We start from the raw sequence: 14,174 nt of genomic DNA on the forward strand, positions 1-14,174 counted from the left end.
TTGCTGCGACCCTGACCCCCCGACTCGCCTCCGACGGCGAGTTCCACGGCCCTTCGATCGACGATTTCTTTCCGGAGATCCTCTTCCACGTAGGCCCCATCCCCGTCAACCGGATCCACCTGGTTCAGTTGCTCGCGGTGATCGCCGTGGTTCTGATCCTCTGGCTCGGCACTCGCCGTATGAAGGTCGTCCCCGGCCGCTTCCAGAGCCTCGTGGAGATGGGGCTCGGCTTCGTCCGGACCAACGTCGCCCACGACATGCTCGGTCGCAAGGACGGTGACCGCTTCCTGCCGATCCTGACCACGATCTTCTTCATGGTCCTGTTCATGAACATCACGGGCATCATCCCGTTCCTGAACATGCCGGGAACGGCGATCGTCGCGGTGCCGCTCACGCTGGCCGTCGTCAGCTACGTGACCTTCATCTACGCCGGTATCAAGCGACACGGCTTCAAGTTCTTCAAGAACTCCCTGTTCCCGCAGGGCGTGCCGGTCGCCGCGATGCCGATCGTCGCGATCATCGAGCTCATCTCGACGTTCATCCTGCGCCCCGTCACGCTGACGCTGCGTCTTCTCATGAACCTCGTCGTGGGGCACATGATCCTGGTCCTCGCGTTCTCCGCGACCCAGTTCTTCTTCTTCACCGCAGGTGGCGGCTGGGCCGCACTCGGTGTCGGAACCCTCGCCTTCGGTGGCGCCTTCACTCTCTTCGAGATGCTGGTCGCCGTCCTCCAGGCATACGTCTTCACCGTCCTCACCGCGGTCTACATCCAGCTCGCGGTCGCAGAAGAGCACTGAGCGGGCAGGCATCAGCCTTCCCACCCAACGAAAGGAAAAACCCGTGGACGCTACTACGGTTCTCGCTGAAATCAACGGTCACCTCGGAACGGTCGGCTACGGCCTCGCAGCCATCGGCCCGGCTATCGGCGTCGGCATCGTCGTCGGCAAGACCATCGAGGGTGTCGCTCGTCAGCCCGAGCTGGCCGGTCGTCTCCAGGTCCTCATGTGGATCGGTATCGCCTTCACCGAGGCACTTGCGTTCGTCGGCATCGCCGTCGCATTCATCCCCTTCCCGTAATCCTCACCGACTTCTGAAGGAGACAGGATGCTGAACGCTCTTGTCACGAACCTCGCAGCAGAGGGTGAGCCGAACAACCCCCTCATTCCTGCGTGGTACGACATCATCTGGTCGGGCCTCTGGTTCATCGTCATCCTCGTCGTCGTCTGGAAGGTCGCCCTTCCCCGTCTGACGAAGATGCTCGACGAGCGGTCCGCCGCCATCGAGGGCAACATCGCCAAGGCCGACGAGGCGCAGAAGCAGGCGGAGGCGGCACTCGAGGAGTACACGCGTCAGCTCGCTGAGGCGCGCACCGAGGCCGGTGAGATCCGCGAAGCCGCCCGTGAGGACGGTAAGAAGATCGTCGCCGAGGCGAAGGAGTCTGCGACCACCGAGGCCGCACGCATCATCGCCACCGCGCACACGCAGATCGAAGCGGAGCGTCAGGCCGCTCTCGTCTCGCTGCGTAGCGAGGTCGGAACCCTCGCGATCGACCTCGCCGGTGGCGTGGTCGGCGAGACGCTCTCCGACGACGCGCGTGCGACGGCTGTCGTCGATCGCTTCCTCGCCGAGCTCGAGGCATCCGAGAAGGCGGCTCAGTAATGGGCAGCGCGACCACTCAGGCACTCGCGGCATCCATCAAGACGCTTGCCGCAGCGAAGGACGTCACTCTCGACACCGCACGGGAGCTGTTCGCTGCCGCGCATGCCGTGAGTGCATCGTCCCAGCTGAGCGGCGCGCTTGCTAATCCTTCCGCTCCCGCCGCGGCACGACAGAATGTCGTCGCCGCGGTGTTCGGCGGGTTCTCCGCAGGTGCCCAGGGCGTCCTGAAGACCGTCGTCGCAGAACGCTGGTCCAACGCGGGCGAGCTCGTCGACGGTATCGAGGAGCTTGCGATCCGCGCGGCAGCGATCGCCGAGCCCGGAACGGATATCGAGGGGGAGCTCTTCGGCTTCTCCCGGGTGATCGCGGCCAACCCCGAGCTCGAACTCGCTCTGGGTAGCCGCGTCGGCGGAGAAGACGCCAAGAGTGCGCTCGTCGAGCGTCTCCTGGCCGAAGGCTCCACCGGCTCCGCGACGACGCTGATCATCACGTCGCTCGTGCGCGAGCCGCGCGGGCGTCGAGTCCGACGGCTGCTGAACCGGGCGATGAGCGTCGTCTCGAGCCAGCGCGGTCGAGTGGTCGCCACGGTGCACACTGCGACCGCCCTCACGGACGCGCAGCGCGCCCGTCTCAGCGACTCGCTCTCGCGTCGCTACGACGGTCAGGTATCGCTCAACGTCGTCATCGACCCTGCCGTCGTCGGAGGCCTGCGCGTGCAGATCGCCGATGACGTCATCGACGGCAGCATCTCCGCACGACTCGCCGACCTTCGCCAGAAGCTCGCGGGCTAACACGACTTCGCGCGGGGAACCGCGCACCCAGATACAAAGGGAAGACAATGGCAGAACTATCGATCAGCCCCGACGTCATCCGTGACGCGCTGAAGGACTTCGCCGCAGCATACGAGCCCTCCGGGGCCAGGGCGACCGAGGTCGGCACCGTCATCGACGCGGCCGACGGCATCGCGCACGTCGAGGGACTGCCCGGCGTCATGGCGAACGAGCTCGTCATCTTCGCCGACGGCACCAAGGGTCTCGCACAGAGCCTGAACGAGCACGAGATCGGTGTCGTCGTCCTCGGCGAGTTCACCGGTGTCGAGGCCGGTCAGGAAGTCACCCGCACCGGCGAGGTCCTCTCGGTTCCGGTCGGCGACGGCTACCTCGGCCGTGTGGTCGACCCGCTCGGCAACCCGATCGACGGACTCGGCGCGATCGAGACCGAGAGCGTCCGCGCCCTCGAGCTCCAGGCGCCCGGCGTCATGCAGCGCAAGTCGGTGCACGAGCCGATGCAGACCGGCATCAAGGCCATCGACGCGATGATCCCCGTCGGTCGTGGCCAGCGTCAGCTGATCATCGGCGACCGCCAGACCGGTAAGACGGCCATCGCGATCGACACGATCATCAACCAGAAGGCCAACTGGGAGTCGGGCGACGTCAACAAGCAGGTTCGCTGCATCTACGTCGCGATCGGTCAGAAGGGCTCGACCATCGCTTCGGTGAAGGGCGCCCTCGAAGAGGCCGGTGCGCTGGAGTACACCACGATCGTGGCCGCTCCCGCATCCGACCCCGCCGGCTTCAAGTACCTGGCTCCCTACACGGGTTCTGCCATCGGCCAGCACTGGATGTACGGAGGCAAGCACGTCCTCATCATCTTCGACGACCTGTCGAAGCAGGCTGAGGCCTACCGCGCCGTGTCGCTCCTCCTGCGCCGCCCGCCGGGCCGCGAGGCCTACCCGGGTGACGTCTTCTACCTGCACTCGCGTCTGCTCGAGCGTTGCGCGAAGCTGTCCGACGAGCTCGGCGCTGGTTCCATGACGGGTCTCCCGATCATCGAGACCAAGGCGAACGACGTCTCGGCCTACATCCCGACCAACGTGATCTCGATCACCGACGGCCAGATCTTCCTGCAGTCCGACCTCTTCAACGCGAACCAGCGTCCCGCGGTCGACGTGGGTATCTCGGTCTCGCGAGTCGGCGGTGACGCTCAGGTCAAGTCGATCAAGAAGGTCTCCGGAACGTTGAAGCTTGAGCTCGCGCAGTACCGCTCCCTCGAGGCTTTCGCGATGTTCGCGTCCGACCTCGACGCGGCTTCGCGTCGTCAGCTCTCCCGTGGTGCGCGTCTGACCGAGCTGCTCAAGCAGCCGCAGTACTCGCCGTACCCCGTCGAGGAGCAGGTCGTCTCGATCTGGGCCGGTACCAACGGCAAGCTCGACTCGATCGAGGTCTCGGACGTCCTGCGCTTCGAGCGCGAGCTCCTGGACTACCTGCGTCGCAACACCAAGGTTCTCGAGACGCTCCGCGACACCAACGTCCTCGATGACGCCACGGTCGCAGAGCTCGAGAAGCAGACGGATGCCTTCATCCTGGAGTTCCAGGGTGGCAAGGGACACGCCATCGGCGCCCCGGGCCACGAGGAGCACGCTGCAGCCGAGGCTGAGGACGTCAACCAGGAGAAGATCGTCAAGGGTCGTCGCGCGTAACCGCGTGAGGTACTGACATATGGGCGCTCAACTCAGGGTCTACAAGCAGAAGATCTCTTCTGCTCAGACGACCAAGAAGATCACGAAGGCGATGGAACTCATCGCGGCTTCGCGCATTCAGAAGGCGATGGCACGCGTCAAAGCGTCCACACCCTTCGCGCGTGCCGTGACGAGGGCCGTGTCGGCCGTCGCGACGTACTCGAACGTGGATCACCCGCTGACCCGCGAGTCCGAGAACATCACCCGCTCCGCGGTCGTGATCTTCTCCTCGGACCGCGGTCTCGCCGGAGCCTTCAACTCGCAGATCCTCCGTGAGGGTCTCGAGGTCGCAGAGCTCCTGCGCGAGCAGGGCAAGGAGCCGGTCTTCTACCTCATCGGTCGTAAGGCCGTCGGATACTTCCAGTTCCGACGCCTCGCCGCCGCTGCGGAGTGGACCGGCGACACGGACACCCCGTCGTTCCACACCGCGGAGGAGATCTCCGCGACGCTGCTCGAATCCTTCTCCCGCGGGGGACAGGATGGCGGGGTCGATGAGATCCACCTCGTGTACAACCGTTTCGTCAGCATGATGACGCAGTCGCCCGAATCCGTGCGTCTGCTCCCGCTGGAGATCACGGAAGCCGATGAGTCGGAAGCCGGTAACACCGTTTACCCGCTGTACGAGTTCGAGCCGGATGCCGAGACCGTTCTCGACGCGATCCTGCCGGTGTACATCCAGAGCCGCGTCTTCAACGCTCTCCTGCAGTCGTCTGCCGCGAAGCAGGCGGCGACGCAGAAGGCGATGAAGTCGGCCAGCGACAACGCCGACAAGCTCATCACCGACTACACCCGTCTGCGCAACAACGCGCGCCAGGCGGAGATCACGCAGCAGATCGCCGAGATCGTCGGCGGCGCCGACGCCCTCTCGAGCAAATAGACCATCAGGAAAGAGACGAAAATGACCCTCACCGCTCCGGCTGACCAGCCGGCGACCGCGGTCGTCGGGCGCGTCGCACGCGTCAACGGTCCGGTTGTCGACATCGAGTTCCCTCATGACTCGATCCCCGACATCTACAACGCGCTGAAGACCACGATCGCGATGGGCGAAGAGTCCACCGAGATCACGCTCGAGGTCGCTCAGCACCTCGGCGACGACCTCGTCCGCGCCATCGCCCTGAACCCGACCGACGGCATCGTCCGCGGCCAGGAAGTCCGCGACACCGGTGAGGCCATCTCGGTCCCCGTCGGCGACGTGACCAAGGGCAAGGTGTTCAACGTCATCGGCGAGGTTCTCAACCTCGAGCCCGGCGAGACCATCGAGGTCACCGAGCGCTGGCCGATCCACCGCAAGGCGCCGAACTTCGACCAGCTCGAGTCCAAGACTCAGATGTTCGAGACCGGCATCAAGTCGATCGACCTCCTCACCCCGTACGTGCTGGGTGGAAAGATCGGTCTGTTCGGTGGCGCCGGTGTCGGCAAGACCGTCCTCATCCAGGAGATGATCCAGCGCGTCGCGCAGGACCACGGTGGTGTGTCGGTGTTCGCCGGTGTCGGTGAGCGCACCCGTGAGGGCAACGACCTCATCCACGAGATGGAAGAGGCGGGCGTCTTCGACAAGACGGCCCTCGTCTTCGGCCAGATGGACGAGCCGCCGGGAACGCGTCTGCGCGTCGCGCTGTCGGCTCTGACGATGGCGGAGTACTTCCGTGACGTGCAGAAGCAGGACGTGCTGCTCTTCATCGACAACATCTTCCGCTTCACGCAGGCCGGTTCCGAGGTCTCCACGCTGCTGGGCCGCATGCCCTCCGCGGTGGGTTACCAGCCGAACCTCGCCGACGAGATGGGTGTGCTCCAGGAGCGCATCACCTCGACGCGCGGCCACTCGATCACCTCGCTGCAGGCGATCTACGTGCCCGCCGATGACTACACCGACCCGGCTCCGGCGACCACGTTCGCCCACCTCGACGCGACGACCGAGCTCTCTCGTGAGATCGCCTCGAAGGGTCTGTACCCGGCCATCGACCCGCTGACCTCGACGTCGCGCATCATGGACCCCCGCTACTTGGGCGAGGACCACTACCGCGTCGCCACGACGGTCAAGCAGATCCTCCAGAAGAACAAGGAACTGCAGGAGATCATCGCCATCCTCGGTGTCGATGAGCTCTCCGAGGAAGACAAGATCGTCGTGTCGCGTGCACGTCGCATCCAGCAGTTCCTCTCGCAGAACACCTACATGGCCAAGAAGTTCACGGGCGTCGAGGGTTCGACCGTCCCGCTGAAGGAGACCATCGAGTCGTTCGACGCGATCACCCGCGGTGACTTCGACCACGTGGCCGAGCAGGCCTTCTTCAACGTCGGTGGCATCTCCGACGTCGAAGAGCAGTGGGCGAAGATCCAGAAGGAGAACGGCTGACCATGGCGCTGCACGTCAGCCTCGTCTCCGCTGATGCGGAGGTCTGGACGGGAGAGGCGAGCCTCGTGGTCGCCAAGACCGTCGAGGGTGAGATCGGCTTCATGACCGGCCACGAGCCGGTGCTGGCCATCCTCGCCGAGGGCCAGGTTCGCATCACCCAGTCGGATGGCACCAAGGTGCTGGCCAACGCGCAGGACGGGTTCCTCTCCATGGAGGGCGACACCCTGACGATCGTTGCCGGCAACGCGGCTCTCATCGCCTAGCAGTACCTGTTTCACGCGTCCGCCTCGGCACCCGCACGGGTTCCGAGGCGGACGCGTCTGTATCCACCGAGGTTTCATGAAGATCCTGCTCCCTCCGTCGGAGACCAAACACGAGGGTGGCGACGGTTCCCCTCTCGATCTCGACTCGCTGGTGCTTCCGTCGCTCAACGAACGACGCTCGGCGGTCCTCGAGGCGCTGATCGACCTCGCCGCCGATGAAGAGGCCGCACGACGCGTGCTCAAGCTGAGCGAGCGGCAGCGGGGGGACATCGCACACAACAGGGCGCTTCGATCGTCGCCCACCATGCCGGCGATCGACCGGTACACGGGCGTGCTGTTCGATGCGCTCGATGCGCGTTCCCTCTCCGCAGCCTCCCGACGGTGGCTGGGAGAGCACGTGTGGATCCACAGCGCTCCGCTGGGCCCCGTCGGAGCCCTCGACGCTCTTCCCACCTACCGCCTCGCCGCCGGGACCTCACTACCCGGACTCCCGGCGCTTCGCCGGCACTGGGCCGAAGCCACCTCCGCAGCGATCGCCGAGGCCGACCCGTCGTTCGTCCTCGACCTGCGCAGCGAGGCCTACGTCGCGCTCGGGCCCGTGCCAGGTGCCGTCTCCTCCGCGTACGTCCGTGTCGTGACCGCACACGGAAGAGTCCTCAACCACTTCAACAAGAAGTCGAAGGGCCTGCTCGTGCGGGTGATCGCCGAGGATCGGCCGCGTGTCAGCTCGGTCCGTGGCCTTCGCGCGTGGGCGCAGAAGCGGGGGATCGTCTTCCGCGACGGCGCACAGCCGGGCATTCTGGAGCTGGTCGTCGAGGAGTGAGTCGTCTTCCGTGCGAGGAGGGACGCTTCGTCCGCGAACGGCGGCGACCCGAACATGCCAGACGGCGAAAGAGACCTGCGGGGAAACCCCGCGACACGCTAGTGTGTTCAGCGCATGATGCCGCATCATGAATTTTCTGGAGGGAACCATGAACGACTACTACGGCTATGACGGCCTGTCAGGCGGCGCGCTGGTCGCGTTGATCCTGGTCTACACGATCCTGCCACTCGCCATCTACGCGCTCTACTCGTGGTTCTACATGAAGATCTTCGAGAAGGCGGGAGTGCAGGGCAAGTGGCGCGCCTGGGTGCCCGTCTACAGCACCATGATCTTCTACAAGCTCGGTGACCTGAATCCCTGGCTCGTTCTGTACCTGATCGGTGGCGGTATCATCGGCTCGATCATCCCGTTCCTGGGATGGTTCCTGATCCTCCCGCTCATCGGTATCGCCGGTCGCGTGATCGACCTGATCGCCGCGTGGCGGGTCGGCCTGAAGCTGCAGAAGGACGCCGTCTGGGTCGTTCTGTACTTCTTCCTGCCGCCGGTGTGGCTCGGTATCAACGCGTTCGACAAGTCGCGTTGGAACGCGGGCATCCAGCCCGCTCCCTGGGCAGCGAACAGCCTGCTCGGCGACCGCACGGTGTGGGACGGGATCCCGGCTCAGGCATCGGCTGCGGCTCCGCAGGCCGGCTACGGCGCGCCCCAGGGCTACGCACCCCCCGCGCAGGGTTACGCGCCGCCGGCCCAGCCCGGTTACGCGCCGCCCGCTCAGCCCGGCTACGCACCGCCTGCAGGTCCCGCAGCTCCGGCGACCGGCGCACCGGTTCCCCCGGTTCCGCCGACCACGCCGCCGGCTCCTCCCGCGGCGCCGCCGGCAACCCCGCCTGCGCCGCCGACCGCGCCGCCCGCAGCTCCGCCGGCGCCGCCCGCAGCTCCGCCGGCCGACCCCACGCAGCCTCCGGCGTGATCGTCTGACACAGGGCCCTCGATTCCGGTCGAGGGCCCTGTGCTGTCTCGGGTGGTGGACGATCCTCAGCGGCCGCTAACGTGGATGACATGGTCTTGTCGCAGCGCCGCGTGGGTGCTTCTGGTCTCCCCGTGTCCTCCACAGGCCCCGGCTGCGACGACTTCGGACGTGCCTGCGCGGCGACGGAGGACCTGGTCGTCATCGACGAGTTCTTCCCGTTGCCGGTGGATGCTGGAGCCCAGGTGTGATCGAGGTGCGCGTGACTTCTACTACGATGTGTTGTGAGTATCCTGCGACCGTCCGATCCGCCGCAGGCCTATCGGAGGCAGCACGTGGCTGAGACGAAGACGCACCGAATCACGGTTGCGCAGCGCCCGCTGCTGCTGTCGTGGTCCGGGATCACCGATCAAGGCCGACGCCGCGAGACGAACCAGGACGCTTTCCTGGCCGACTACCCGCTGTTCATCGTCGCCGACGGGATGGGTGGTCACGCCGGTGGCGAGATCGCCAGCCAGAGCACGGTCGCCCGCTTGCAGGCTGTGGTCTCCTCAGGCAAGGTCGATGGGCCGTCGATCGAGAATGCGCTCGAGCTGGCTGTCGGTGATATCGCCGACCACCCCGAGACGACCGACGAAGGCACCGGGACGACGCTCACAGGGGTCTACTTCGACTCCGACGGTGACGAATCGCACTGGATCGCACTGAACATCGGCGATTCGCGGGTGTATCTGCTCCGTGACGATCGACTCGTGCAGATCACGACAGACCACTCGGTCGTGCAGGAACTCATCGCGGCGGGGAAGCTCAGCCCGGAAGAGGCCGAAGGGCATCCGTACAGCAACGTGATCACCCGCGCGGTGGGAGCGAGTGAGCTCACGGCCCCCGATTACGTCTCCATCGATGTGCGCGCAGGTGACCGCTTCGTCATCTGCTCCGACGGTCTCACCAAAGAGCTCACCGACTACGGCATCCAGCACTTCCTCCGGGAACACGACGACCCGGGTGCGGCCGCCGATGCGATGCTCGCAGCGGCTCTGGAGAACGGCGGACGGGACAACGTCACGCTCATCATCGTCCAGGTGACCGCAGAAGACGACTCGTCCTCCCCAATCGAGAACACCGCGGAGTAACCGTCCCGCGCTGTGGACAGCGCTCATCCCAGGATCGCGATGCGATCCACTGGGGGGATGGACTCCCTTCCGATCGTACTTCCGACGGCTCCGGCCGCCTCGCGTCGCGCCCCGCTGCCGTTCTTGGCGGCGCTCGTGCCGATCGCGGCGGGCGTGGTGCTGTGGACGGTCACCGGCTCGCTCCTCGCGCTCTGCTTCGCGGCGTTGGGGCCCCTGATGATCGGGGCCTCGCTCGTGGACTCCGCACGCACCCGGCGTCGCGAGCGTCGACAGGGTGAGAAGCAGAACGAAGCGGGGTGGGCCGAAGCCGAGGCAGAGCTGCTCCGCCGGCACAGTGACGAGCGCGAGATGCTCTGGCAGCGGCGCCCCGACGCGGCGAACTGCATCGCGCAGCCGCCCCTTCGCGGCGCTCAACCGCTCGACGCGATCACGCCCGTCGTCGTCGGCGCAGGCGGGGCGACCAGTGAGGTGCGCTGCAGCGGCGGAGATGATGCCCGTGGGCGGGAGTTCCGCGAACGATGCGGTGTGGTCGAGGATGCGCCGATCGCAGTGCCGATCGGTGGAGGCATCTGTCTCCGAGGCCCACGACCGCTGACCCAGGCGGCGGCGAGGGCCCTGATCGTGCAGCTGTGTCTGCGCTTCAGCGCCGCACAACTGTCCCTGGTCGGCGCAGATCCGGGCGGTGCCGCCCTCTCCGCCTACGGGTTCGAGAGTCTCCCGCATACGCGACGTGGGCATCGAGGCGGCTTCCGGGTGGGGGTCGGCTCCACCGCTGAGGGACGGCCGCAGGCGGATGCGATGATCTGGCTGGCCTCGGTCGAAGAGGACGTGCCAGAGGGCATCACGACGGTCATCGACATCATCGAACCGCGACGGGGGACGTTGCGCACCCCGAACGGCTTGATCGCCATCGCTGTCGAGTGCTTGTCGTTCGCGCAGGCAGGCGCCGTGGGTGCAGAGCTCGCGCATCGGGGCGACGAGGTCGATGTGCTCCCCGACGCGGCGTCGCTCTCCGAGCTCGCACAGCCTCAGGACGCAGACGGATTGGCCGCGACGATCGGTCGCGGTGAGAGGGGGAGCATCACGGTCGACATCGTCGGCGACGGGCCGCACGCGATCGTGACCGGTATGACGGGGACGGGCAAGAGCGAGCTGCTCGTCAGCTGGGTCACAGCCATCGCATCGGTGAACGGACCGGATCGCGTGACCTTCGTGCTCGCCGACTTCAAGGGCGGCACCGCATTCGAGCCGTTGCGCGCGCTGCGGCAGGTGGTCGCCGTCATCACCGACCTCGACGAGGAGGGCGCCAGGCGCGGCGTCTCCAGCCTCACGGCGGAGCTGCGGCGGCGAGAGGCGGTGCTGGCCGCTGCGGGAGTTCGTGATGTGCGTGATGTCTCGATGCCGCGGCTGGTCATCGTGGTCGACGAGTTCGCGGCCCTGCTGTCAGAACACCCCGACCTGGGCGCGGTGTTCACCGACATCGCAGCCCGCGGCCGCGCGCTCGGCATGCATCTCATCATCGGCACGCAGCGTGCGTCCGGGGTCATCAGAGACGCACTGGCCGCGAACTGCCCCCTTCGCATCAGTCTGCGGGTCGGAGACGTCGCAGACAGCCGACTCATGATCGGCACGGACGCGGCCGCGATGCTGGCGGGCGACGCGAGCGCGCGCGGGCACGGGCTGGTGCGGCGGCCTGCGGACGACGAGCCCGTCGCGATCCGCGTCGCCTTGACCGCAGCCGCCGATCTGAGGGACGTCGGGATGCGGTGGGCGGAAGCAGATGTGCCGCCCAGCCCGTGGCTCCCCGCTCTTCCTGCCGTTCTCCCACTCTCGGAGGTCATCGACGAAGCCGGGCCGTCGCCCGATACGGTCGTCCTCGGTCGCGCCGACGACCCCGGCCGCCAGTCGCAGCCAGCGGTGCTGCTGCGGTGCGCAGGCGAGCGAGGACTCGCGCTTCTCGGTGCGCCCGGCTCCGGCCGCACCGCGGCGCTGAGGGCGGTCGCGGCGCAGCGCCACGACGCCGTCTGGCTGCCGAGCGACCCTGAAGACGCCTGGGATCTGCTCGCCGCATGGGCGGACGGGAGGGAGCGTCCTCCTGCGGTCGTGCTGGGCGACGACCTGGACGCGCTTACCGCCGCTCTGCCACCGGAGTACGGCCAGCAGTTCGTCCACCGCTGGGAGCAGGTTCTTCGTGCAGCGCGGGGGACGACCTTCGTCCTGACCGTGACCAGAGCGAGCGGAGCGCTGGGGCGGGTGCTCGATCTGCTGCCGCGTCGAGTGCTGTTGCGCATGCCGAACCGGATGGAGCATCTGGCGGCCGGGGGAGAGTCGTCGGGATTCGTGCGCGACCGCGCTCCTGGGCGAGCCAGGATGGGCGACCACGAAGTGCAGCTGGCCTGGGTCGATGAAAGCGAAGTCGACCGGACCGCGGCACCGTCGATGGCGGCGTGGGCTCCGACCTCTGCGATCACGGGCGTCGTCAGCCCCGGAGCTGAGGAGGTGATCGCCCGGATGCGCGACGCGTATCCTGCGTGCGAGGTGGTGGCCGTCGGCACCGAGCCCAAAGGTGTGGGACCGCGATGCATCGTGGTCGCCGATGCGGAGACATGGCAGCGCAACTGGCCCGTGTGGCAACGCGTCAGATCAGTCGGTGAGGTGCTCATCCGCTGTGAACACCCGGCCGACCTCCGCCAGCTGGTCGGCGCCCGCGAGCTTCCGCCCTACGCGCGCCCGCATGCAGGCCGGGCGTGGTCGGTGATCGGCGCGCGTGCGCCGAGACGCGTCCACCTCACCGAGCTGTCGCCGGCATGAGCATCCTCGCGCGCGGCCGAGAGGAAGACGCGGTGTCAGATCCCGGCACCGGGACGGATGGCACCGACGTCCGCCCCGCCGCCGAGCACGGCGAGCGGAAGCGCGCCGCTGAGAGCCGCGACGTCGGCGTCGCTCAGCCCTCCCGCGCGGGCGAGAAGCGTGGCGGCCACGATCGTCGAAGCGCGAGTGGCCCCGTCGAGCATCTTCAGCGCCACGGTCGTTCCATTGGGGGCGACCATCACCATGACGCCCTCGGCGCCGTACTTGGTGAACACGCCGAGCGTCTCCGTCGCGATGGTGTCGGGGCGGCCGGGGCCCTCGATCGTCCAGGGGTTCTCGCGCACCGCGCGGACGAGGGAGCCAGCGACGCGGTGAAGGGCGAAGGGGGAACGATCCGAAGCGGTGCCGATGCGGTGGATCGCGCGCGCCAGACCGGTCAGCGTCATGGCGTGGACCGGCGCACCGCACCCGTCGATCGCGGTGTGCGCGATCTTCTCGCCCGTGAGGCGCTCGATGACGTCGCGGATGTGCTGCTGCAGAGGATGAGCGGGATCGAGGTAGCCTGCGGTCGGCCAGCCCGTCGCCACACAGGCGCGCAGCATCGCAGCATGCTTGCCGGAGCAGTTCATGCGCACCCGCGTCGGCACACCGTGTTCACGAACGAGCTCATCGCGTGTCGCCGAGTCACTCGGCCAGGCGGCGGGACAGCCCAGGGCGTCCTCCGTGAGACCACCCTCGGTGAGGATGTCGCGTACCACCGAGGCGTGACGGTCGGTGCCGATGTGGCTCGCCGTCGAGATCGCCAGCTGCTCGCCCTCGAGCACCGCGCCTGCAGTGATGCAGGCGATGGCCTGCAGGGGCTTGAGGCTGGAGCGCGGCAGGATCAGCGCATCGGCATTGCCGTGACGGGCGACGACGTCGCCGTCGGGCGAGAGCACGACGGCCGCACCGGCGTGGCGGGATTCGACGAATCCGCTCCTCTCGACGACGGCGAGTTCCACGGAATCCTGAACGGTGAGAGTCTCCAGCACCCGTCAACTCTAGCCCGGGGTGTGCGGCGTCTCGCGTCGTGTCGGAGGAGCCTGACAGACTGATCCCATGGCAGAGACGACCTCGCGCACTCTCGGCGAACACCACTATGCGCTCACCGCGACGTGGACCGGCAATACCGGCACCGGAACCACCGGCTACCGTGACTACCGCCGAGACGTGACGATCGAGGTCGGCGGAAAGCCCGATCTGCTCGCCTCAGCGGACAAGCCCTTTCGCGGTGACCCCTCCAGATGGAATCCGGAAGACCTTCTGCTGGCATCCCTCTCCGAGTGTCACCTGCTGTCGTACCTGCATGCGTGTGTCACTGCCGGCGTCGTCGTGGTGTCCTACCGTGACCGCGCGAGCGGAGTGATGCGCGAAGACGGCGCAGGCGGCGGCGCGTTCGTGGAGGCGCTGCTGCGCCCAGAGGTCGTCGTCGCCGAGGCTTCGATGATCGAGGCCGCCGAGCGCGCGCACGCTCAGGCGAACGAGTGGTGTTTCATCGCGAATTCGATGAACTTCCCGGTGCGTCACCAGGCGACGGTCAGCGCTCTCGCCCGACCGCGCGCTCTCGCCTGACCACGCGCTCTCGCCCGACCACGCGCTCGCACCTGACCA

The 14,174-nt window shown here is 67.2% G+C and carries 15 protein-coding genes; 14 read left to right on the forward strand and 1 reads right to left on the reverse strand.

From position 1 onward, the window contains the following. The first annotated feature begins 128 nt into the window (after positions 1–128). The 13 genes from atpB (at position 129) to KY497_RS10140 (ending at position 12,524) form a co-directional block, all read left to right on the forward strand. Positions 129–797, forward strand: a complete 669-nt coding sequence (atpB, locus tag KY497_RS10080) for a F0F1 ATP synthase subunit A (protein WP_017830995.1) — start codon at positions 129–131, stop codon at positions 795–797. Positions 798–840: 43 nt separating this feature from the next. Then, positions 841–1,077, forward strand: coding sequence for an ATP synthase F0 subunit C (gene atpE / locus KY497_RS10085; protein WP_105525613.1), 237 nt, complete (start codon positions 841–843; stop codon positions 1,075–1,077). Between the two features lie 27 nt (positions 1,078–1,104). Beyond that, the gene (locus tag KY497_RS10090; RefSeq protein ID WP_141386405.1) at positions 1,105–1,659 is read left to right on the forward strand and encodes a F0F1 ATP synthase subunit B; all 555 of its coding nucleotides are present in this window, start codon (positions 1,105–1,107) and stop codon (positions 1,657–1,659) included. Next, entirely contained in the window at positions 1,659–2,450 is a 792-nt protein-coding gene (locus KY497_RS10095; protein WP_219868973.1) for a F0F1 ATP synthase subunit delta, read from the forward strand. Before KY497_RS10090 ends, KY497_RS10095 begins: the two co-directional genes overlap by 1 nt. Before the next feature lie 47 nt (positions 2,451–2,497). Continuing rightward, positions 2,498–4,138, forward strand: coding sequence for a F0F1 ATP synthase subunit alpha (gene atpA / locus KY497_RS10100; protein WP_218681886.1), 1,641 nt, complete (start codon positions 2,498–2,500; stop codon positions 4,136–4,138). Positions 4,139–4,157: 19 nt separating this feature from the next. Next, complete coding sequence (locus KY497_RS10105; protein WP_218681887.1) at positions 4,158–5,054, forward strand: F0F1 ATP synthase subunit gamma; 897 nt, start codon at positions 4,158–4,160, stop codon at positions 5,052–5,054. A gap of 21 nt (positions 5,055–5,075) precedes the next feature. Further along, positions 5,076–6,530, forward strand: coding sequence for a F0F1 ATP synthase subunit beta (gene atpD / locus KY497_RS10110; protein WP_017830989.1), 1,455 nt, complete (start codon positions 5,076–5,078; stop codon positions 6,528–6,530). Between the two features lie 2 nt (positions 6,531–6,532). After that, positions 6,533–6,793, forward strand: coding sequence for a F0F1 ATP synthase subunit epsilon (locus KY497_RS10115; RefSeq protein ID WP_017830988.1), 261 nt, complete (start codon positions 6,533–6,535; stop codon positions 6,791–6,793). Between the two features lie 76 nt (positions 6,794–6,869). Further along, on the forward strand, positions 6,870–7,616 hold the full coding sequence (locus KY497_RS10120) for a YaaA family protein (protein WP_218681888.1): 747 nt from the start codon (positions 6,870–6,872) through the stop codon (positions 7,614–7,616). A gap of 127 nt (positions 7,617–7,743) precedes the next feature. Continuing rightward, positions 7,744–8,583 carry a DUF5684 domain-containing protein gene (locus KY497_RS10125; RefSeq protein ID WP_258185653.1) on the forward strand — a complete coding sequence of 280 codons (840 nt, stop codon included), beginning with the start codon at positions 7,744–7,746 and terminating at the stop codon, positions 8,581–8,583. An 89-nt stretch (positions 8,584–8,672) separates the two neighbouring features. Beyond that, the gene (locus KY497_RS10130) at positions 8,673–8,831 is read left to right on the forward strand and encodes a hypothetical protein (protein ID WP_219868974.1); all 159 of its coding nucleotides are present in this window, start codon (positions 8,673–8,675) and stop codon (positions 8,829–8,831) included. 84 nt (positions 8,832–8,915) lie between these two features. Beyond that, positions 8,916–9,713 (forward strand): PP2C family serine/threonine-protein phosphatase, encoded by a 798-nt coding sequence (locus KY497_RS10135; protein ID WP_218683359.1) that lies wholly within the window; start codon positions 8,916–8,918, stop codon positions 9,711–9,713. A 57-nt stretch (positions 9,714–9,770) separates the two neighbouring features. Beyond that, complete coding sequence (locus KY497_RS10140; protein ID WP_219868975.1) at positions 9,771–12,524, forward strand: FtsK/SpoIIIE domain-containing protein; 2,754 nt, start codon at positions 9,771–9,773, stop codon at positions 12,522–12,524. 35 nt (positions 12,525–12,559) lie between these two features. Here the strand turns inward: KY497_RS10140 and KY497_RS10145 are convergent, their stop codons facing one another. Beyond that, positions 12,560–13,555, reverse strand: coding sequence for an asparaginase (locus KY497_RS10145; RefSeq protein WP_055868852.1), 996 nt, complete (start codon positions 13,553–13,555; stop codon positions 12,560–12,562). 67 nt (positions 13,556–13,622) lie between these two features. On the opposite strand from KY497_RS10145, the gene KY497_RS10150 reads away from it, so the two are divergent. Continuing rightward, positions 13,623–14,135: an OsmC family protein gene (locus KY497_RS10150; protein ID WP_219868976.1), complete on the forward strand. Its 513-nt coding sequence runs from the start codon at positions 13,623–13,625 to the stop codon at positions 14,133–14,135. Positions 14,136–14,174: the final 39 nt, after the last annotated feature.

Source organism: Microbacterium sp. PAMC22086 (assembly GCF_019443525.1).
GTDB classification, from domain to species: domain Bacteria; phylum Actinomycetota; class Actinomycetes; order Actinomycetales; family Microbacteriaceae; genus Microbacterium; species Microbacterium maritypicum.

Excerpts from the sequence above, each read along its gene's own strand:
- KY497_RS10090 (WP_141386405.1), top strand. The coding sequence starts at position 1,105 with ATGCTGAACGCTCTTGTCACGAACCTCGCAGCAGAGGGTGAGCCGAAC.
- KY497_RS10095 (WP_219868973.1), top strand. The coding sequence starts at position 1,659 with ATGGGCAGCGCGACCACTCAGGCACTCGCGGCATCCATCAAGACGCTT.
- atpA (WP_218681886.1), top strand. The coding sequence starts at position 2,498 with ATGGCAGAACTATCGATCAGCCCCGACGTCATCCGTGACGCGCTGAAG.
- KY497_RS10105 (WP_218681887.1), top strand. The coding sequence starts at position 4,158 with ATGGGCGCTCAACTCAGGGTCTACAAGCAGAAGATCTCTTCTGCTCAG.
- atpD (WP_017830989.1), top strand. The coding sequence starts at position 5,076 with ATGACCCTCACCGCTCCGGCTGACCAGCCGGCGACCGCGGTCGTCGGG.
- KY497_RS10115 (WP_017830988.1), top strand. The coding sequence starts at position 6,533 with ATGGCGCTGCACGTCAGCCTCGTCTCCGCTGATGCGGAGGTCTGGACG.
- KY497_RS10120 (WP_218681888.1), top strand. The coding sequence starts at position 6,870 with ATGAAGATCCTGCTCCCTCCGTCGGAGACCAAACACGAGGGTGGCGAC.
- KY497_RS10125 (WP_258185653.1), top strand. The coding sequence starts at position 7,744 with ATGAATTTTCTGGAGGGAACCATGAACGACTACTACGGCTATGACGGC.
- KY497_RS10130 (WP_219868974.1), top strand. The coding sequence starts at position 8,673 with ATGGTCTTGTCGCAGCGCCGCGTGGGTGCTTCTGGTCTCCCCGTGTCC.
- KY497_RS10140 (WP_219868975.1), top strand. The coding sequence starts at position 9,771 with ATGGACTCCCTTCCGATCGTACTTCCGACGGCTCCGGCCGCCTCGCGT.
- KY497_RS10150 (WP_219868976.1), top strand. The coding sequence starts at position 13,623 with ATGGCAGAGACGACCTCGCGCACTCTCGGCGAACACCACTATGCGCTC.